Below are 21,542 nucleotides of genomic sequence, written 5' to 3'. Positions count from 1 at the left end.
GTTCAAAACGAGCCGACCCTGCTTCTGTCAACGCTTAACCGTTGTCCTTTTACAGACAGTAGTTTAAACGTTTTACCAACTGTTGATACAAAGAAGCACAGTATCGACACACTATTTATTACTATATTAAATATTGTGTAACAGTTTTAATAATTCAGTTGTGATACCTAAGTGAAGCTGTTATATAACACTTGTTATATTTAAAGTTAGATAAACAGTGATTCAATTAGCTAAGCGTCAACTAAGGCATATTATGGCATCTACTGAAAAAAGCAATTTCCAAGTAGAGTAAAAAGAAAAAGCTCAACGGAATAAACTTGGACTCACGCAAGAAGAATTATCACAAATACTCTGGGTGTCTTTTGCCACACTGAATTGCTGTGAGAATGGTAAAACAATACCACCCCAAATAGCTAATCAGTTACTCGCTGCTTACTCTATAAATCATCTTTGATATAACAGAAACTAAAGAATGTAATTTAGCTCACCAGTTGAAGCAGTTTGTATAGGACACGTTGAATGGAATTAAAGGCAACACTTGAAGAGTTAAAAAGTTTTGTACAACAAGAGCATGAAGCAGGTCTAACCAAACTACAAGAAATCTGGGAAAAACCTTTAGCATCCAAACTCGCTTCAGGTGAGACTCAGGCTATTTCAAGCCTTAATTTGAAGGAACGAAATACAGTATGGGCAAAGCTGGGAGAAGGAGAATCTCGCTTTAGAGAAGGTGACATGATCCGTTTACATTTAGGCGATGTTAACGATACAGCCTTCTTATTCCAGGCAACGATAGAAGCAGAATATGATAACGAGTGGCTATTAAGTGGTCGTGACCTGCATTCTCAAATGAAAGCCTATGCAGGTGGCCCCTGTTATGCCGATGTAGATAGCATGGATTTAAAGCCTTTCTATACTAAAGCGCTTTCTGAAATAGCTGAGTCGAAAATTGGCCGAAAAATTATCCTTCCTCTGCTCGCAGGTAAACTCAAAGCTGACGATACTTTCTCCAAGACATTTGACAATGCAGCAACTGTTGCAGAAGAAATGGGGCTCAATGAAGACCAACAAAACGCCGTGGGATTTGGCGTTGCCGCTCGCTATATTGCGTGTATACAAGGTCCACCTGGCACTGGCAAAACAAAAGTAATCAGTCTGATAGCAAAACTACTTGTTGAAGAGGGGCAAAGTGTACTCCTGACTTCACATACACATATGGCTATTAATAATGCACTAAACAAGATTTATAAAGAGAATGTGCCTGTTGCTAAAATAGGTTCTGCCTCATCCACTAAAGCGCTAGATAGTCAAGTTAAGCGATTTGAGCATGGTAATGATTGGGGAAACCGGCCCACCCAAGGTTATGTTATAGGCGCTACACCTTTTGCAACTTGCTCGAAACGGCTAGAGAACTTTGAGTTTGATACAGTAATATTTGATGAAGCGAGTCAAATTACTGTACCACTAGCTGTAATGGCTATGCGAAAGGCGAAGCGTTATGTATTTGTTGGAGATCATAAACAGCTCCCTCCAGTCGTTTTATCCAAATCAGTGATTGATACCGCTACAACCTCTGTATTTGCCAAGCTGATTAGTCAACAACACGAAACAACGGAAACGCTATACAAAACATATCGTTTAAATCAATGGTTGAGTTGTTGGCCAAGTAAAATTTATTATCATTCAAAACTATCCTCTACAGGGCCAAACCGTAATCGCACATTTGATTTACCCAATATTCCAAGTAAATATCAAGAGGTTCTGTCCAAGGATAATGCCATTGTATTTATCAAAAGCCCCGGAACAAGTTGCAGAACAGTGAATCAACAAGAGGCACAACTTGTCCATGATATAACACAAGCGGCACTTGCTGGTGGACTTCAAGCAAAGGATATTGGTATCGTTACCCCTTTCCGAAGTCATGCACGTAGGGTAAAAAACTTAATTTCAGGTATAACTAAAGGCATAGTGACAGATACTGTTGAACGTATGCAAGGCCAAGAGAGAGAGTTAATTATTTTGTCTATGTGTGCAACAGATTCGTTATTTATTAAAAATATTGCCTCATTTTTTTTTCAACCAGAAAGGTTAAACGTTGCAGTAACAAGGCCAATGACCAAATTGATTATTGTGGGCCCCCAACTTGATCCTAGCTTCCAAGCTGATGATGAAAAAGTTATGCAATGGGTTGAATGGTATCGATCATTAATTGATCATGCCCAAGTATTAGAAGCTAAGGACTTATAAGCATGGCTCAGATAATCAACACTTTAACGACTAATCTAGGCATTAGAGTCAAAAGAAAATTTGAAAGAGCCTTTAAACAATTAGACGACAGGTACATTATACGCTCTCCCATACTGGATGAGACTAAAATAGCTGACCTGATTATTGAAGGCCCCAATAATGCGTGGTTATTTATTGGCTATAGCACTGAACTACCCGATGAGTCTAAGCTACAGCTGTATAGGAGGTATACCCCAATCTTTGATCACTGTCGTATACCTCGAATACCATACCTTGCCATTATTGATCAATATGAGGAAAGCGACAATCATCTCTTACAGGATATCCAACTCATTGAACGAGACAACTTTTTTAATAATGCTGAAGAAGTAATCAATCAATATGCTGTTTCAATGCCGACTGAACACCAGCAATGGTTAAAAGAAACATTCATATCAGATGCAATGGTCCATTCAGCATGCACAGCCAGACAGAAAGTACAAAAAGATAATACAGCAAAACTACAACACTTATTTTTAGATTACGATCAAGAATGGGCCGCTAAGTTGGATCTTTTAGATGCTGAACGAAACTTAAACCAAGAAAATAAGTTTACAGCGCGATTGATCAATGGGGTTGCAGGTAGTGGTAAAACGCTGATATTAATAAAACGAGCCATTCTTTACTGTACGAGATACCCTGATAGAAAAGTACTTCTATTGATCCATAATAAACCCATTACGAATGACATTAGTATTAAGTTTGATCGTTACTGGCAAGGTAAGCCAGCCAACTTAAAAATACTGACATTTCACGGTTTTGCCTATAGGCAAAAGATAAAACTGTTACAATTAAATAGCAAAACCAAAATTGAATCCATCTTCGACCTTAAGCAAGCCCTGAAAATTCCTTCGGTCAAACACTTATTATCAGAGGATAGTAATTACCTATTAAGCTCTAAGCTAACACAAGAACAACTTTGGTCTGAAGTGGAGTATATTAATAATTCATTAATTGCAGATCAGCAGTCTTATCTTGAGGTTGACAGGCAAGGTAGAGGCTTTGCTCTGCAAAAAAATCAAAGACAGGCAGTTTGGACCCTATATTGCCTTCTAATGGAAAGAATGCAATCTATAGGTGGCTACCTTGCCAGTCTTTATATTCGAGAGCTCTGCTTAAGCGCTGAAAAGGAAAAATGGGTAGATAAATACCACCATATTTTACTTGATGAGGCTCAGTTTTTTGAGCCATCTTGGTTTGAGTTAGTGAAAGCAGCACTGCTACCTAGTAGCCAGCTTTTCATGTGCGCTGACCCTAATCAGGGTTTTTTAAGAAGCCGGCTGAGCTGGAAAAGCGTGGGAATTAATGTACGAGGACGCACTAAAAAGTTAACACGCTCTTATCGTACAACCTACGCTATTTTAAAAGCAGCTAATGCATTACTGGAAGTTTTTGACGAAGACCCAGATGAGTTTTTAAAACCTGACTTTAACAAAATGGAAAAAGGAGTTAGACCACATGTCATTTATAGTGCTGCGCCACAAGATGAACTAGAGCGTTTCTCAAATGAGCTGTACAGCTGTATATATGCAAGCGGGGTTTCTCCTGGACAAATATTAGTTTTATACACTCAGTCGTATAATAAAAATAACTTAAAATGTGCTATCGAAAAGCGTATTGGAAACGGTGTCGTTTGTGATTTAAATACCAAAAAAATACCTGAGGATCTTACCAAAGACTATATCAGAATCGCTACGCTCAATAGTTGTACAGGCCTAGAAGCTGGAGTCACGTTTATAGTAGGGTTAGGCAGCTTATTATCTCAATACAGGCGTCTAGATTTAGTAACAGAAGAACGGCCCGCCATACTTCAGGAAACGTACAGAAAACTTTATGTTGCTATGACGAGAGCAGGTCAACGACTTTTCATGTTTAGTACAGAGCTAATGCCTGAAGAACTAGACGGCTATGTGGAAACTGAAAATGAAGAATTCATGGTAGTGACAACCTAGCTAATTAAAGTGCTACATCTTCACTGTCATCATTAATCACCACTGGACCTTGATGTTTAGGAATCGTTTCTATGCCTTCAAATCGGTCCAGTGCATTTTTCGCCGCTATTCGTCCTAAATCAATAAGTTCCTGGCTGCGATAAAACTCATAAAAACGACAGGCATTTCGAGAAATACCAATTAATACATCAGGTGGATAACCTGCAATTTTGTATTGCGCTAACGAACTTTGCATGGTTTCTAGTGATTGGTTGATAATTTCCATCATGCCTTTTTTTAGGACATTATCACCTGTTTCATTAATTATACTGGAAAAGTCGTCTTTTTTATTACCATTTTCAAACAAGCTTTGCGTGCGTTTGCGTAGCTGACCAAACCAACGGTCAAATGGGCCTCTATTTTTGCTTTTGGACAGCGATTTTTTTGATTTATTATTATCGGGTAATTCATGATCAGGTTTATTGCTACTTAAATCAACGGCAATAATTATATCTGTATGAGCCGATATTGTGGGGGCAATCGGTAAAGGATTTAACACACCGCCATCGACCAGAAATCGATTACCTTTAATAACAGGAGTAAAAATACTTGGGATAGCAATCGACGCGCGAATTGCATCCTGTAATAATCCACGCTGAAACCATATTTCTTGTTGTGCGACTAAGTCTGTTGCTACTGCTGTGTAAGGAATTGGTAAGTCTTCTATACGTATGCTTTCCAACATACCATTAATAACCTCAAAGACTTTATTTCCGCGAATCCCTCCTAAGTTAAAACTCACATCCAGTAAGCGGATTACATCGATGTAATCAAGAGAGTTAATCCATTCACGATACTCTTCAAGTTTTCCTGCTGCATACAACCCTCCCACTAAGGCGCCCATAGAACACCCTGAAATACACTTAATTTGATAACCACGATCTACTAATTCATCGATAACGCCTATATGAGCGTACCCCCTTGCACCACCACTACCTAGCACCAATGATACCGTTACCGGTTTTGGTTCATTATTTAACTGGGAAAGGTCCATGTTACAATTTTTTAAATACCTCTACTGTTGCTTAATAATCCGAATGGTCGGTAATGTTTGATGATTAATACTCAAAGCCGGTCCTGAGCTCATCACCAAAATATCCTTCTCCGCAACGCCATCTTGAATGAGTTGTTGTTGTATTTTCTTTGCGTATTCCAGCCCCATTTGTAAAGATGAAGACAGCGACGCTTGCGAACTCACTTGCCAGGAACCTTGCCCAACAATCACTAGTCGTAATGAATGTTCTGTCAAAAGTCGTTTTAAGGCCTGATAATTAACATTATTGGCTATTTGCTTAGTCTCATCAGGAATACCAAAAACATCAGCAAAGCCCTCTTCATTTAACTGGGATAATAATGCATCTGCATTAATGAGGGATTGTTCTGCTGGTTTCTGCTTAGGTTTAAATGTTTCAACCATAGCATAAACTCGCCGATTCCCTCGACGAATCGTGTAAAGTGCAATGTAATACAGCTGTTGCTGCTCAAAATGTTTTGCCACCAAATAGTATTGCTCTCGATCTGGCCCATAAAGCCTGGCTACTTCAAATACCTGATTTGCCCACATATTACTACTACCACATCGCCGTTCCTCACAACGAAATAAAACCGTTGAGCCACTTTTACTTATTTGCTCAACAAAGTAATTAAACGCATCTTTATTAGAATGTCCGGTGGGTATTTGGTAAACCACGCGGTGTAAAGTACCATCTAGCCATAACTCTTTGTCTGTTCTAAGCAAGCCATCTACTTTACGAACGGCACTCAACACGATCTGATGATTTGCAACATCTCGTTGCTCTTCATGTTCTATTTTGGCATTTGGATAAGGAGCAATACCCAACAGACCCGTTTTAGCCATCACCATATTAGGCAACATGGCCATCAACAACACCATAGCTCGACAATTAACGCAATACATGTAGTTAACTAACCCTTGTCATGTATACTGTTAGTTTAGTAAACCTCTTTGTCATCAGGTAGTCATCTTTTAGCCTTTTTAACAGGTCATAAATTTAACCTGCATCAAGTGTTGTCTGCCTGATAAAACCAACCCAGAGAAAATCAATAAATAGCACCATAAGCCTTATTGAGTGCAATATGCATTCGGCTCACTATAATGGTGCCAAAAAGCACGTAATAATGGTGCCAAAATAACTGCGCCTTCAACTTCCAAATGAAAGTGATGGTGCCCAAGCACTTCTGTCACCGTAATCGTATTTAACGTTGACATTTTTTCTTGTAGATAAGGAAACTGCTGCCACAGTCCATGGGAAGCTAAAAACAAGTGGCTTGGTTTATCCAATTGTTGAACAAAAGCATCGGCCTGCTCTTCAGTGAGACGAACAGGAGAAGGCAATGTTAGTCGTAAGTCATTTCGCCATTGCCAACCCGCAGGAAGTTTTTGTAGGCCACGCTCCACAATATGATGGACCGCCGTTAGAGAGAGAGGTGTATTTCGCTGTCTTGCCGCGAGTGCTTCATCAAAACTAGTGTAAAATGGCATACGTCGCTGATGATGCTGAATTTGACGCATCAGTGCTTTACGTAATTGGGTTGGACCTTCCTCCGGCTTGTTGGTTAAAGGCCATAACCCATCAATCAATGCAATAGACTGGACTCGCTCAGGAAAAGTGACGGCTAAAAGCATGGCCACAATGGCACCCATTGAGTGACCCAGAACATGGCAGGCACTACAGCCAATTTCATTCATTAACCCTACCACATCCGTTATATTGTCCCAGATATGATAGGACACACCATAAGGTCGATGATCTGACAAACCATGCCCCGCAAAATCAATGGCAAGTATTTGAAAGTCAGATAACAAAGGCGCTAGTTCATTAAATGTTGCAGCATTATCCAACCAGCCATGGAGAGCCAATACCAAGGGGCGGTGAGATGCTCCCCAACGTAAGCCTGCTAAAGTCAGGCCTGAAGGCAGCTTGATGGATAGCGACTCAGGCGGAGACTGCATATTCCCCTCTCATCAATAAGTGAGTAATAACTTGATGAATCTGTTCGGCTGTTTCCTTGGAATGCTCAAAGGGAAACATATGCCCTCCTGGAACTTCCCTGACCAGTGCACGATAACGTCCAGTAATCATTCGACGGTGCCGGTGAGCCACAACACGACTATGTTGTCCAAAGAGTAATGCTGTAGGCACTGTTAGTTTTGCTCTGAGTGGCTGATGAGGAATGGTTCGGTAAATCTGTAGTTCCGTTGCCACATCATAACGCAGCGATACACCTTGATTATTTTCCTGTAAGCCATAGGTCAAATAATCATGCAAACAGGCAGGTTCAAAGTATTTAAATAATGATTTACTTGCAAAATAGGCCTTGGCCTGGTCTATATCAGGCCAACTTGTGCGACGCCCCTGGGTTCGGCCTGCCGGAGTAATTCGGTCAATAAAACCTAGTCTTTTTGCTAACCTGACAACAGTTTGATCCATACGTGTGAGTAATGGCGAGTCAAGCATAACAACAGCACGAAACAGCTGAGGCTGCTGACTGGCAGCTAACAATGATAATAAACCACCCAGTGAATGCCCAACCGCCACCACGGGCTGTTGATATTGCTGCCGAACGGTATGAATGAGCTCTGCAACCAAATATTCCCAGTTATCATTGACGGGAAAACGCGGGTTATGACCATGTTGAGCTAAATACCCTACGCTATACCCGAAGCTACCTAAATATGTAAACAGTTGTTGATAACTGGGGGCAGGAAAACCATTTGCATGAGAAAAGTGAATCTGAGTTGATGACATGTTTAATAAATAACATACTAATAATGATAAAATGGTAAAACAATCCTGTTTTATCCAAACAGCAATGAGCAAGCAGTTATTTCAATCTGGCTCATATACACATAAACTGTTGCATAAATATGGGTGTTTTTATTTTTTACTTTTATGTGTAAATACTTTTACAAGAAGATAATACCACGATCAGCCATTATGAAAGAAGACTCTATTTACTCATCCCTTTTTATCAACTAGCAAGTCCATCTTCACCTCTCTCCAAAACAAATATAAAAATACTCCCTTACTAATCAACTTGGCGCTAAAAAAACACGCTCCAGCTCAGCAACACCAGGCGCTAAATGCTCTGTATGTAGCACAGCCACCGTGGCTGTAGGAAAAGTTATCGGACTCTTTCGTGTGCCATCAAGCAACCAACCCGCTAATTGATCCACTAAAGGCATATGACTGACTAACAATAAAACTTCCGCTTCCACATCAGCTAACACTTTAAACACACTTTCAGGCTTATGGTCTGGTGCCAGTTCATCTAACGTCTCAACGCCAGCCAAGTTTAACCCCGCAGCCATCAATGAAGCCGTCTGTTGTGCTCGAAGCAATGGACTTGCCAATACTTTTGACACGCTATACTCTTCTGCAACCAGCTCAGCGACCTGTGTTACTTCATTAATCCCTTCTGCAGTCAATGGCCGCTCGCCATCCGAAAGGGCAATTGCCTCTGCTTCTCCATGACGCATAATCATTACTTTCATAGCCAACATCTCAACCCGTTTATTGATCTATTAAGAATGCAGAATAAACTCAACATCATCTTTTTGTTCACCCAGCATAAGCTGACGAATGACTCGTGCAATAGGCTTTTGCTCTTCAAGGATGGCATAAAGTCCCTGAACAATAGGCATATAGACCCCAAGCTCATCCGCTTTCGTCTTAACCAGACGCAGGGTATTCACCCCCTCTGCGACCTGTCCCAGCTCAGCTTCAGCGTCATCCAATGACTTGCCTTTGCCCACGGCATAGCCCACGCGAAAATTTCGGCTTAATGGTGACGTACAAGTCACGATTAAGTCACCGACCCCTGCCAACCCTAAAAAGGTGAGTGGGTTAGCCCCCAACATAACAGCAAAGCGGCTCATTTCTGCCAATGCGCGTGTCATCAGCATACTTTGTGTATTTGCACCCATATTTAAGGCATTACCCATGCCACAAACAATGGCATAAATATTTTTTAAAGCACCACCTAACTCAACACCATATCTATCCGTACTTGAATAAACGCGAAAATAATCAGTATGTAATAACTTCTGCAACGTTTGACTTAAAACGTCACTATCACTGGCCACAACAGTTGCAGTCAATGCTTTAGCAACAATCTCCTTGGCTAAATTAGGTCCACTGATAACACCTACTGTTGCTGTTGGTAGCTCCTCTTCAAGAATTTGGCTCATTAATTTAAAGGAGTCTGCTTCAATGCCTTTTGTTGTGCTAACAACCATCTGTTGCTGTACAAAAGGTCGCATTTGGCGCACAACTGTGCGGAATGATTTACTGGGAATTGCAACCAGAATAACGTCAGAACCTTCTAGGGCATATGCTAAACCAGTGGTTGCTTCAATGGCAGGATGTAATGGGTAATCAGGTAAGTACCTGGTATTCGTATGGTGCTGATTCACTTCATCAGCCTGGGATTGACTGCGCATCCATTGGCGAACACTAAATTTGTTCGCGGCGACAATATCAGCCAAAGCACTACCAAAGCTACCTCCCCCCACGACAGTGACTTTATACTCAGCAATCAACTGCTTACTGCCCATACCCTTATCACTCATGCCTTACTTTCCAACTGATTGAATTCAAAGCTTATGTATTACTATTTATACCATACTATAGAGGGACGACAGATTTCGTCTACCCAGGTATACACACTTATGTGTTTATTTTGTTTCGCTTTACTCACTTTTGTTTAACTTCACCTAGTATGACTTATAAGCACCTATGAGAGCTGCTTAACCCTTAAGCACGAGTATGATGTCGATAGAAAGCGCTTTTGCAGCTGTGTAAGTCATCACACAAAGGTTTGGTTACATGCGACAAGGATGGTGGACGATAAAGCATCAAGCTCTTTTACTCGGTATGCTGCCGTGTATCGTCATGTTTTTTTTACTCATTAGCTACACCATCATTTCTAACCAGCAACTGTTGGAGATCAGCATTTCACATCGCCTTCAATCACACGCCTTACACATTGCTCAAGCCCTTGACCATAATCCATGGCCACAGGTCCAGCAAAAGCTTAAGTCGCTGATTGATGAAGATGTGCTTTGTTATATCCGTATAGAGTATCACGACGGTTCCCCACTTATATCACTCATAGAAGATGACTATGAGGGATATAATGAACGGATTGAATATCAGCTTAATCTTAACTACTCACCTGCATCACCATTTTATCAAGGCCAAATCACTGTTGGACTTTCTAGAGACTATGAGCATACTGGTCAATTGCCGTATTTAGTCACCGTTATTGTCGCTGGTAGTATTACATTACTGATCGCCTTTCTAATTGCTAATTATCTGGCCAAGTCTATTACTGAACCCATTCAACACATCACTCAAACCCTTCAACACTTTGAATCCAATCTTTTCAACACCATACAGCTTCCCCCTCAAAAAGCGGGCGTACTCCGCCCCCTGGTAGCTGCGGTTAATCATTTAGGGAGAGCATTAACGCAAGCTGAGCAGCAGCGTCAACACTATACCAATGAACTTATACAAACCAATCACCAAGCAAAAATGGCCAGTCGAGCAAAGAGTGATTTTCTAGCCATGATGACACATGAATTGCGCACCCCAATGAATGGTGTTTTAGGTATGCTACAACTGCTGGATTGCACTGAACTTAACCATGAACAACGGGAATATATCAAGATTGCCAGTAACTCTACGGAGCATTTACTGAAAGTGATAAATGATATTCTAGACTTTTCCCGAATTGAGCGAGGACAGCTCACCCTTGAAGAAGGCGTGTTTAATCTGCATGAAGTGCTAAAAAGCTGTGCTCGCACATTCCAACATCATGCTGCAACCAAAGGTCTACAACTGGTTACCCAGTTTTCCAGTATACCACCTGGATTACAGGTGATTGCTGATGCTACAAGACTTAAGCAAGTCATCATCAACTTAATCAGTAATGCAGTAAAATTTACCCACCAGGGTTCTATCACCCTCAAAGCGCAAATTAAAGAACGAGACAAACAACCTACATTGCTTACCTGCCATATTATTGATACTGGAATAGGCATAGCCAAAGATCGTCTAGATCATATATTCAACCCTTTTCAACAAGCAGACACCTTTAAAGTACGAAAGTATAGTGGTAGTGGCCTTGGCTTAAGCATTGCCAAAACACTGATTAGTCTCATGGGCGGAGCGCTAACAGTAAAAAGCGTAGAAGAACAAGGGTCAACATTTAGCTTTAGTATTCCCATTCAAGTCAGTAGCACTCAAACAAAAGTCTCTCCAGTCCTCAAAACATCTATGTCCTCTCCCCAAACAGCCACAGTGTTACTGGTGGAAGATAACCCTGTTAATCAAACCGTTATTACAGGTATGCTAGGTGTGATGGGTTTTCAGGTTGATACAGCCGAAAATGGTGTAAAAGCATTCCAAAAAGCGACAACACAACACTATGCGCTCATCCTAATGGATCTCTATCTTCCGGATATTGATGGTTTTCAATGCTGTCGCCAAATAAAGCAGCAACAAGCCAATAGCCAACAACAAACGCCTATTATTGCGCTGATCACCGAAACCTCCTCAGAGGTAAAAAAACAATGCATCGCCTGTGGTATGGATGATTTCCTGAATAAACCATTTACACGTAACCAGTTACATGACAAGCTGGCACATTATCTGAAAGCGTTTTCCTCCCACCAGCAGAACAATCGTTCACATAACGTCAAGCCATCAAATGTTTGAATTTTGTTAAAAAATTCAAACAGCCATTAATCGTGTCTTAGTTTAATGATATAGTTGCCGGCTTGGTGCAATGAGTCGGTGTTTTTGTTCTATCCGTAACATAATCATGTCACCCCACACCTTGCACATTAACTAAAACTAATTCGCAAGGTCTCATGCGTTGCGTTGCAACATGCACTATCTTGTTATGTGATTCGACTAGGAATAACTGATGACCCGTAAACACGCATTTACTCGTGAAGAACTCCTAGCCTGTGGTCGAGGTGAGATGTTTGGTCCTGGTAACGCACAGTTACCTATCCCTGATATGCTGATGGTTGACCGTATCACAGATATCAATGAAACCGGAGGTGAGTTCAAAAAAGGCGAAATCATCGCTGAACTGGATATTAACCCTGACCTATGGTTTTTTGCCTGTCACTTCCCTGGTGACCCGGTGATGCCTGGCTGTCTTGGACTCGATGCCATGTGGCAACTGGTTGGCTTTTACCTTGGTTGGAAAGGACTTCCTGGCCGTGGACGCGCATTAGGTAGTGGTGAAGTTAAATTTGCTGGACAAATTTTACCGACTCATAAAAAAGTCACATACCATATCCATATTAAGCGAGTCATATCGCGTAAACTTGTACTGGGTATTGCTAATGGTATAGTCAATGTTGATGGCAAAGATATCTATACCGCAGATAATCTGCGTGTAGGTTTATTTACAACGCCTGACTCATTCTGAATGCACAACGAAAACAAGGTTAATTGTCAATGAAACGTGTAGTTGTTACAGGCATTGGGATCACTTCCTGTCTGGGTAATGACAAAGCCTCTGTACTGGCTTCCCTACAAGCAGGCCAATCGGGTATTCGCTTTAACCCAAGCTATGCTGACAAAAACTTTCGCAGCCAGGTCTCTGGTACAGTCAACATTGAGTTAAGTGAGCATATCGACCGTAAACAATTGCGTTTTATGGGACAAGCTGCTGCTTATGCTTTTCTGTCAATGAAACAAGCCATTGAGGATGCAGGACTTTCTGAAACCGATGTATCCAACCCACGTACTGGACTTATTGCCGGATCTGGTGGTGCATCTTCAGAAAATATCGTTGAAGCTGCTGACATCCTTCGCGAAAAAGGCATCAAGCGTGTTGGCCCCTACCGTGTTCCACGGACCATGGGCAGTACGGTTTCAGCCTGTCTTGCAACACCTTTCAAAATTAAAGGTGTGAATTACTCGATTACTTCTGCTTGTGCTACTAGTGCACACTGTATAGGTAACGCAGTTGAGCAGATTCAGCTGGGTAAACAAGACATCGTTTTTGCAGGTGGTGGTGAAGAGGAACACTGGTCTCAAACAGCACTATTTGATGCTATGGGAGCACTCTCAACCAAATACAATGATACCCCTGAAACAGCATCTCGCCCCTATGATGCAACTCGTGATGGATTTATCATCGCAGGTGGTGGCGGCATGCTGGTACTTGAAGAGTTAGAACATGCTAAAGCACGTGGCGCAAAGATTTATGCTGAGGTTATAGGTTATGGTGCCACATCTGACGGCTATGACATGGTTGCCCCTTCTGGTGAAGGTGCTGTTCGCTGTATGCAACAGGCATTAAACACTGTTGATTCACCTATAGACTACATCAATGTCCATGGCACCAGCACGCCAGTAGGAGACGTAGCTGAGTTAGGTGCCATGAAACAAGTGTTTGGCGACTCAATCCCTGTATTCAGTTCAACCAAATCACTCTCTGGCCATTCTCTTGGCGCTGCAGGCGTCCATGAAGCAATTTACTGCTTGCTAATGATGGAATCAAAATTCATTTGTGCATCCGCTAATGTGACAACGCCAGATGAAGCCGTAATCGGTATGCCCCTAGTGACAACCACTCAGCAAAATGTTGAGCTTAACACTGTCATGAGCAATAGTTTCGGCTTTGGCGGTACCAATGCAACCTTAGTGTTCCGTAAGTTCTAAAAGAACGTTCCGAACAACCAGGTGCCACAAAAAAAGCGGTGTTGCTTGTCCCAACACCGCTTTTTTTATGCCTCATTCTGAAATGTTTTCCTAAGAAAACAAAAGCAGATTCAGTATAACACACACCAAACAAACATTTGTTTAATTTTTCTGTTATCGCTCTCTTCCCTACAAACCGGAACCATATACCCATAATACGATCTATTTTTCCACATAGATCACCCTGTAGGAAAAATAACTTGCTAAACAACCACTTTATACGGCAAGTTTATTTTTTTATGCAAAAGGTTTCGTATGACAAATAACCCAGCCCCCTCACTTAAACCACTAACCATCTTTACTACATGGATTACAGGACTTCTTGCAGGGTTATCACTTTCTTTTCAAGCAACAGCAGGTAAGACTGAACCTCTCGTCTTACTGGCAGAATGCCCCGCTCATCTTCCCGAGTGTGTAACCATGTCTCTAAACTTAAGTTCTGTTGACTGGGATGACTATATTGAACGAGAAGCCATGCTAACCCCCAGTTACACACTGGTTTCATTCCCTGTTCGTGGCACACTTCCAAATGATAAAAAAACCAAACGCTATCATATAACGAAGGCTATTTTTACTCAGGGCCTCGGCTGCTCAGACTTAGACCATGTTGCTGTAGTAGGTTATTCTACTGAAGGCGATCCTATTTTATTAACAAAAACGGGAGAGTTCACAGTAAAAGATATTCGGCTAAGCATTGGCTGTGAGCAATGCCTACAACTCCTTGATGAGAATTTAAATCTCATTGCCGAATATACAACACCTGCCTGGGATTTGTCCTTAGTTGAGCTGGAACCTAAAGATCTAACCTGGAACCAAAAGGGCATGTTATTTATTAAAAACCATAGTAACTGCTTACGCTGGAACAAAAACAGCCGCTTCCAACAAGTGGACAATAAATACTGTCACCCATCCCCTTATTTACAACCTATGCATCCCAGCCAACAGGAAGAACCGCCAACACTTAAGTTAATTGTCCCCAAAACCCATTTTCAAGGCTTACTCCAAGCGGGTGCTTGTACTTGAAAAATAAGTAATCTCATTTTCGCTATTTATGCAAGCAACCAATCATAACTAAAAGTAAATAACCATTAACAAGGACTGCCGCATTATAGCTAGGCTAGACAATAACCTATGTTTTATGACGATAATTTCTCATAGAAGAAAAACACTTGTAGTATACTAACACTAAGGTGATCAACCTAAGCTAAGCAGGTTATGTAACACATATTATTGCTGGAAAGCTTAACTTTATAGTAATTTGCTTTATTACTAATACTCAATGCTGAGTATTTGTCTTGAATTAAGTCTCAAAGGTAGAGGCTAATATGGTCACTTTTTTTAGCTGCGAAGATTCTCTCAATGCTTATAGCATTCATTTAATGATGTCGATTTTGGGCGTTAATTTCAGGCAACGTCCTTTCGGTGAAGCACCTCAACACGAACAACATTATGCGTCCTGGGCGGCTAATGGCTTAGGTGCAATGCCTGTTATGCATGATGGCACGTTAAAGTTATTCCAAACGAGTGCCATGCTTATCTACCTAAGTCGAGCCTATGCCAGCGAGTTATGGATGCCATCAACACCTCCCGCGCTAGCCCGTGTTAATCAGTGGCTCAACATTGCTAGAGGCGATTGGCTACCTCGCGCTAACCATCATTTAACTATACAGCAACAGTGGCAGCATTTAGATGTTGGGCTTAGTTTGATAGAACAGCAACTGGAAATAGCGAGCTGGTTAATTGGACATCGCCCAACGATTGCTGACATCGCTTGCTACCCTTTACTAACCGCTACTGGCATTGAGGATGCAATATTCAAAGACTACCCACACATTCTAAAATGGGTCAGTCGCATGCAAACACTGCCTAACTTCATTTCCCCACCTCAACCAAAGACCAATAACATTCAAACTAACACCCACTTTCTGTAATAAGCACAGAGAATAGCTTCGCTCACTCCCAAAAGAAAAAGCATTGAAGAGTGAGCAGCTGTAAAACTCAAAGATTCAAACTTTAGCTTCGTCTTTGGAGACTAAGCCTGCAGGTTCACCAAATTGATCTATCCGCACAGCACCTTGCTTTAATGTTTTTTCATACACTGAACGATGACAATACCAACGAAGTCCTTGTTTAACCTGTCCTTCACTGACATCAGTTACCTTTAGCAAGTCTTCTTTGATACCTACTTTTAATGGTTTAGGGCATTTAATATCAAATGCCTTCGGCCATTGTTCAGCTAATAAAAGATAGCTGCGATAACCTCGAAGATAACGTGATCGAGCTCGACCAGATAAACGTAATGATGTTAGTTCTGGAGGTATAGGCAAGATGTGTTTTTCTTCAGTTTTCTTGACCACGCTCTGGTCTGTTGCTTGAGAAACGTCAGCTAATGATGATTTATGAGAAGAGGTGAGAGAAGTTGTATTTTGCCGCTTACGACGGGTTACAACCTTAATTTTACCATTGTTCACATGAAAAACTTGCTTTTTTTTACGAACGATCTTCCTGACCTGGTGATCAGCTACCTGCATTTCAACCATAATAATTCCTATTCCTTATAGGACATATACCCCTTATCCAGGGTATACACCAACAACATATACACGCACTATCCATAGCGCCACTTACCTATGGGATATATACCCTTCGTTTTGGGTACACCTTCACTCATTCCCAGTTATTCCCCTCACATCCTAAAGCTGTAAACCTGTAGTAATAAAAAAGATTAATGTGGCTCATTAAGGACTTACTTACAAACGTGTATCGCCATAACTATACTACATGTGTCTCCAATATTGTTAGAGAAATAGCATTAAATTGCAATATTAACTAACCTACATTTCAACATACAATGAAGAAAAACTGGCCTGCAGCAAAGGGGAAATACTCTTTTTATAGGGTAAGCGATATGCTTAGTACACGCTAAGCTTCTATAAGGGCGTTTGCCCTTCTCCCTGCCAGAGGGTTAATAGCTTTTGCGTGAAAAAGTGGTCTTTTCTCCCTTTCTGAGAGACAAATAAAATAAATTGCGAACCATCCGTTCTAGTCACGGTAATAATAGTGCTATCCTTAAGCATCTGACGATCCACATCAATATTGGTAATTTCATTGAATCCCGCAGTTTCAACATTTAGCTGTTGAGTCAAGTCATCACGCCAATACGATAATACCCTTTTATTAGTCACAGCATTCCCATCTTCCTGAAAAGAAAATAAACCATCAGAATAAAAATACAGTAATTTCTCATCAGTACGCAACAAACCATTACGATGCATAAACTTTAAATCTTTTTTCCATAGTTGATCACCAGCAATGACTTCACTACTTGGCATAAAACTCAAATAGGTAGCGAACTGATACATAATAAAAAAGCAGGAAACTACGGTTAACAGTACATGTCGAGCCCGCCACTCATGGTCTCTTCGAGTATCATTTTCAAAACATTTAACATAGTTATTTACTTGCTTAACTAATGGCAGCAAAAAAATGCCTGAAAACAAGGCTATAAAATTCCAAGGAGCAGGTAACCACCAGAAAGATGTTAATAGCACAAAATACCCTATGCCCAACATAAATCCCCATAAGGGATATTTATGATGATTAGCATGCATAGCTGAATAATAAAGAAAAGGTAATGCAACAGGGAATAAGAATACCATCAAACATGCTCGAGCATAACCTACAGATCCCATGATGATACGTCGATTCATCCAATACCAATACAAACAATACAAATTAAATGTACATATGGTTAACGTAATAAATTTTACAAAGCTAACGACATAAATAGGAGATCGAAGCTGTCGATCATAACTGTATTCAATACCTGCATAAGTAAATGCAGCAAATACTAATGTTAGTGTTGCGATGATAATAAGATGCCACTTCCCACCCCATGAGTTTTGCTCAGCTGTTAACGTGGGAGTTATCCCCTTTTGTTCATACTGATGAAAAATATAGTAATCCAGTCGTTTATCTATTTGCTTAATTAGACTTAAATACTCGTTGAGATTATCTGGAGGCACATAGCTGACTTTACTTTTATAATGATAATTTAGTATTAACGTATTTAATGAATGATCATAAGAGACACTATCACTGTACTGAAAAAAACTATTATCATTATCATAATCATCAGTTTCCACTTGCCATGCAAAAGGCAACTGCACTTCAATTGACTGTTTAACATCAGCAGGATAAGCCACGACCAAAGGCGCCTGACGCCGAACTATTTTAGGTTTAATAACATAAGGATACAGTGCATTAGAATAAAAATAAGTTTCTGTTCGACTCGTGTCTTCATCTCTACGCCAATACTCGGGTATCACATAAAACTCTTCAGTGACTATAAAATCAGCGTTATTATTATTAATTTTTAGCGGCATCAAGGGCTGTATAGAAGGATAAAATTTACTGTAGTAGTTAATATATTCTTGTTGTATTTTCTGCTTACCACTTAACGCTAAATAGGCTCTAAAATCTTCAGCTTCCTTACCAAAATAATGTGTTTCAATACGATAGGTCGCAGGCTCACCCACACCACCTGATAAATCAATCCATTCTTTTACTTCCTTTTTTGCGTGAGGTTTTGTCTCAAGTGATGTTAATGCTTGCTCTCCTTCTCTCAAGACTAGCGCCACACCATAATCGGGCTGATACAACGACTGCAAACTATCCAATTGATAAAGTAAAGTTGGATCAAGCCAATACCACTGGTTATTCACGTTAGCGTAAACAATAACATGATTAAACGCATTAGGCGTTGGCAAATAATTAGCAACCGTATGACGATAACGGGAGTGTACTAACGCAGGATAAGCCTCTATACCTTGCAATTTAAGCAATGCTAATAAAAGCATGGTTTTGTCTTTACAGTCACCAAACCGCCTATTAAGTGTAATTTCTGGTGCACTGGGTACATGCGAACTCACGCCAATCTCGATGCCTAAATAACGAATTTCAGTTTGAGCATAATGCAGTGCTTTTACCACTCTTGCTTCAGATGTGGAGCCTTCTTTTATTATTTGTTTATGTAAATGTTGAATCTCGGATGATAATTCTGTAGGAAGTTGATAATGTGGACGAGCCCAATCAGCAACTTGTTGCCATTGTTGTAACTCACTAAGATAAATTCGAGGATAAGGGTTATACCAACCAGGTGTTTCACTTTCTCGTGTTAATGAAGAAATTTGTTGCTGCTCTAAACGATACTCCGTAAATTCATCCAATTCTCGCTGGACCAATGTTAACTTTGTATTAACGGGCAGTGTATTTAACGGCTTATTTTTTGGCCAAAGCAACCTAAAAAACTGCTGATAGACAGGCACCGACCACTGTAGCTCCAACCGATCAGCAAATATATTCTGATACACAGGATTTTGACCAATAATTGAGTAGCTGTACTCAATGACATCACCAACCCGTACATCACTTAAAATAATATTCGCAGTCATGCGCCCATCATAAATTTGCGCATCGAGCTCAGACTCGCGCTGCATTAGTTTAATATCAGCAGAATGAAGTCGGTCAAGATACTGACCATTACGATGTACTTTTATGTCATGGAGCTGCAATTGCTCATAGGAAGGATCATAGGTCACACTAATTTGAGCAACACTTTCTACACCCTGTGTATTCAGTGCAACTACAGCATAGTGAAAAAAGTTTTGTAGCGTATCAATGGCACGAGTTTGCTGATCAACCAGTAAATAATACTCCCCCCCTATGGCTTCTTCTACCGGCACAGGTTCAGGTAAATTAACTGGATAACGTTCTACCCAATCAGGGGTTTCACTTAACTCTACACCTTGTAACGCGTGTACATCAGTGTGGATACTTAGCAAGCTACTGATTAAAAGACTAAACCATAGCCAGTACCCTGCTAGATCCCGCCCACAATCTCTCATGCGTTAATTCCTGCAATCCATGACAAATACACTCTCCATACATCTATTCACTTAATCAGGAATAGATATATTCTGAGTATAATTACTATGGTGCAGAGTTTATTGTTTTGCCAGTGTAGCTTAACAAGTCAACGCATTACGTACGACTAAAAGTACTCCCCCTGAATCGTTGCAACAAGAAGCCTGGAGCCTCCTTTTTCTCGATGTTCACCTAAGTAAATACCTTGCCATGTTCCAAGTTGTAGCCGTCCCTCGCTAACTGGCAAAGACAAAGATGTACCGATCATGATTGACTTGATATGCGCTGGCATATCATCAGGTCCTTCATAAATATGTTGAAAATAGGGTGCATCTTCAGGCACTTGTTCATTCAAAAACACTTCTAGATCTTCTCGAACAGTGGGATCAGCATTTTCATTTAAAGCAAGTGATGCTGAAGTATGTTTAATAAATAAATGCAGCAAGCCAATTTTTAAATGCGACAATTCAGGAAGCTGCTGGAGTACTTCATCCGTAACTAAATGAAAGCCTCGTGGACGTGAACGCAGCTTAATCGTCTTTTGTGCCCACATGAGATGACTTACCCCTCTTAAACCGACTGCATATTAACGACAACTCTACCCACCACTTTACCTCGAAAAATCTGCTGAATATATTCAGGTAAAAGTGTTAATGGTATTTCTCGAGCAATACTTGGTAATACTTTAATTCGCCACTCAGATGCTAGCTTTTGCCACATTAATTGCTTGGTTTTAATTGCTTCTTCAACAGAATCAACCCCAAGCAAACTGACACTACGTAAAATAAAAGGATATACATTGGCGCTGAACTCAGGCGAAGCGACCATGCCACAACAGGCAACCATACCACCATATTGCAGCGACTTAATCACATTAAACAGAATATCACCACCCACTGTATCAATTGCTGCCGCCCAACGGGGTTTAAGCAAAGGCTTATCATTGCCTTCAAATAAAGTTTCCCGATCGAGTATCATATTAGCGCCTAACCGGCTCAAGTAGTCTGCTTGTTCTAGCTTGCCAGTACTCGCTGCAACAGAATAACCAAGCTGATTAAGGAGCGACACACTTAAACTTCCCACCCCTCCAGTCGCTCCTGTGACAAAAACGTAACCTGACTCAGGGGTGAGTCCCATACGTAACAGCTTATTAATACATAACGCGGCTGTCAGTCCAGCCGTACCCAGCGCCATTGCATCATAAAGAGACAGTCCAGCAGGTAAAGGAACTAGCCACTGAGCAGGTACACGAATATATTGACCAAACCCACCTGGTGTATTCATACCCAGATCATAACCCGTCACAATCACTTCTTGTCCTGCTTGCCAGTCGGGATGATCACTTGATACAACAATACCCGAAGCATCAACACCTGGTGTGTGAGGATAGTGCTTGGTAACGCCTCGATTGCCCATGGCAGATAAGGCATCTTTAAAGTTGAGAGAGGAGTAGTGAACACGAATCAACACCTCCCCTGTCGGCAAATCTGCAGTGTCTCGTGTTACAATCCGTTGGACATAACTATTCTGCTTAGCATCCTTTTCAACCCATAATGCCTTAAACTGTGTCATTTAACCTCCGGACTGAGAAACC

General features: G+C 40.9%; 17 protein-coding genes and 1 pseudogene. 8 read left to right on the top strand and 10 right to left on the bottom strand.

Going from position 1 to position 21,542, the window contains the following annotated elements:
• Positions 1 to 310: 310 nt before the first annotated feature.
• The 3 genes and pseudogenes from KCG35_RS27075 to KCG35_RS11240 form a co-directional block, all read left to right on the top strand.
• Positions 311 to 454, top strand: a pseudogene (locus KCG35_RS27075) (helix-turn-helix domain-containing protein); the annotation flags it as partial.
• 65 nt (positions 455 to 519) lie between these two features.
• Positions 520 to 2,244: an AAA domain-containing protein gene (locus tag KCG35_RS11245; protein WP_215819790.1), complete on the top strand. Its 1,725-nt coding sequence runs from the start codon at positions 520 to 522 to the stop codon at positions 2,242 to 2,244.
• A 2-nt stretch (positions 2,245 to 2,246) separates the two neighbouring features.
• A complete protein-coding gene (locus KCG35_RS11240) occupies positions 2,247 to 4,235 on the top strand; it encodes a UvrD-helicase domain-containing protein (RefSeq protein WP_215819789.1) in 1,989 nt (662 codons plus the stop codon).
• 4 nt (positions 4,236 to 4,239) lie between these two features.
• Here the strand turns inward: KCG35_RS11240 and KCG35_RS11235 are convergent, their stop codons facing one another.
• The 6 genes from KCG35_RS11235 to KCG35_RS11210 all read right to left on the bottom strand — a co-directional run bounded on the left by KCG35_RS11235 (position 4,240) and on the right by KCG35_RS11210 (position 9,867).
• Entirely contained in the window at positions 4,240 to 5,268 is a 1,029-nt protein-coding gene (locus KCG35_RS11235) for a patatin-like phospholipase family protein (protein WP_215819788.1), read from the bottom strand.
• A gap of 21 nt (positions 5,269 to 5,289) precedes the next feature.
• The gene (locus KCG35_RS11230) at positions 5,290 to 6,156 is read right to left on the bottom strand and encodes a DUF4892 domain-containing protein (RefSeq protein WP_215819787.1); all 867 of its coding nucleotides are present in this window, start codon (positions 6,154 to 6,156) and stop codon (positions 5,290 to 5,292) included.
• Positions 6,157 to 6,357: 201 nt separating this feature from the next.
• On the bottom strand, positions 6,358 to 7,248 hold the full coding sequence (locus KCG35_RS11225) for an alpha/beta fold hydrolase (protein WP_215819786.1): 891 nt from the start codon (positions 7,246 to 7,248) through the stop codon (positions 6,358 to 6,360).
• The gene (locus tag KCG35_RS11220) at positions 7,232 to 8,044 is read right to left on the bottom strand and encodes an alpha/beta fold hydrolase (RefSeq protein WP_215819785.1); all 813 of its coding nucleotides are present in this window, start codon (positions 8,042 to 8,044) and stop codon (positions 7,232 to 7,234) included. The genes KCG35_RS11225 and KCG35_RS11220 overlap by 17 nt, the downstream gene beginning before the upstream one ends.
• 284 nt (positions 8,045 to 8,328) lie before the next feature.
• The gene (sixA, locus tag KCG35_RS11215) at positions 8,329 to 8,790 is read right to left on the bottom strand and encodes a phosphohistidine phosphatase SixA (RefSeq protein WP_215819784.1); all 462 of its coding nucleotides are present in this window, start codon (positions 8,788 to 8,790) and stop codon (positions 8,329 to 8,331) included.
• A gap of 30 nt (positions 8,791 to 8,820) precedes the next feature.
• Positions 8,821 to 9,867, bottom strand: a complete 1,047-nt coding sequence (locus KCG35_RS11210; RefSeq protein WP_230409144.1) for an NAD(P)H-dependent glycerol-3-phosphate dehydrogenase — start codon at positions 9,865 to 9,867, stop codon at positions 8,821 to 8,823.
• 256 nt (positions 9,868 to 10,123) lie between these two features.
• Between KCG35_RS11210 and KCG35_RS11205 the strand changes: the two genes are divergently transcribed.
• The 5 genes from KCG35_RS11205 (at position 10,124) to KCG35_RS11185 (ending at position 15,954) form a co-directional block, all read left to right on the top strand.
• On the top strand, positions 10,124 to 12,016 hold the full coding sequence (locus tag KCG35_RS11205; RefSeq protein ID WP_215819783.1) for an ATP-binding protein: 1,893 nt from the start codon (positions 10,124 to 10,126) through the stop codon (positions 12,014 to 12,016).
• Positions 12,017 to 12,227: 211 nt separating this feature from the next.
• On the top strand, positions 12,228 to 12,743 hold the full coding sequence (fabA, locus tag KCG35_RS11200; protein WP_215819782.1) for a 3-hydroxyacyl-[acyl-carrier-protein] dehydratase FabA: 516 nt from the start codon (positions 12,228 to 12,230) through the stop codon (positions 12,741 to 12,743).
• A gap of 29 nt (positions 12,744 to 12,772) precedes the next feature.
• Entirely contained in the window at positions 12,773 to 13,984 is a 1,212-nt protein-coding gene (gene fabB, locus KCG35_RS11195) for a beta-ketoacyl-ACP synthase I (protein WP_215819781.1), read from the top strand.
• 294 nt (positions 13,985 to 14,278) lie between these two features.
• Positions 14,279 to 15,046, top strand: a complete 768-nt coding sequence (locus tag KCG35_RS11190; protein WP_215819780.1) for a hypothetical protein — start codon at positions 14,279 to 14,281, stop codon at positions 15,044 to 15,046.
• A 302-nt stretch (positions 15,047 to 15,348) separates the two neighbouring features.
• Complete coding sequence (locus KCG35_RS11185; protein WP_215819779.1) at positions 15,349 to 15,954, top strand: glutathione S-transferase family protein; 606 nt, start codon at positions 15,349 to 15,351, stop codon at positions 15,952 to 15,954.
• Between the two features lie 75 nt (positions 15,955 to 16,029).
• Here KCG35_RS11185 and KCG35_RS11180 read toward each other — a convergent pair whose 3' ends face one another.
• The 4 genes from KCG35_RS11180 to KCG35_RS11165 form a co-directional block, all read right to left on the bottom strand.
• Positions 16,030 to 16,563: a ProQ/FINO family protein gene (locus KCG35_RS11180; RefSeq protein ID WP_215819778.1), complete on the bottom strand. Its 534-nt coding sequence runs from the start codon at positions 16,561 to 16,563 to the stop codon at positions 16,030 to 16,032.
• A gap of 390 nt (positions 16,564 to 16,953) precedes the next feature.
• Complete coding sequence (locus KCG35_RS11175; protein WP_215819777.1) at positions 16,954 to 19,929, bottom strand: DUF3857 domain-containing transglutaminase family protein; 2,976 nt, start codon at positions 19,927 to 19,929, stop codon at positions 16,954 to 16,956.
• 146 nt (positions 19,930 to 20,075) lie between these two features.
• Positions 20,076 to 20,501 carry a secondary thiamine-phosphate synthase enzyme YjbQ gene (locus tag KCG35_RS11170; RefSeq protein ID WP_215819776.1) on the bottom strand — a complete coding sequence of 142 codons (426 nt, stop codon included), beginning with the start codon at positions 20,499 to 20,501 and terminating at the stop codon, positions 20,076 to 20,078.
• A gap of 17 nt (positions 20,502 to 20,518) precedes the next feature.
• On the bottom strand, positions 20,519 to 21,520 hold the full coding sequence (locus KCG35_RS11165) for a YhdH/YhfP family quinone oxidoreductase (protein WP_215819775.1): 1,002 nt from the start codon (positions 21,518 to 21,520) through the stop codon (positions 20,519 to 20,521).
• Between the last annotated feature and the right edge of the window lie 22 nt (positions 21,521 to 21,542).

This window comes from Zooshikella harenae (genome assembly GCF_018837975.1).
Lineage (GTDB): Bacteria > Pseudomonadota > Gammaproteobacteria > Pseudomonadales > Zooshikellaceae > Zooshikella > Zooshikella harenae.
The sequence above is the reverse complement of the archived record's forward strand: the minus strand, read 5'-3'. Positions and strand labels throughout refer to the sequence as shown.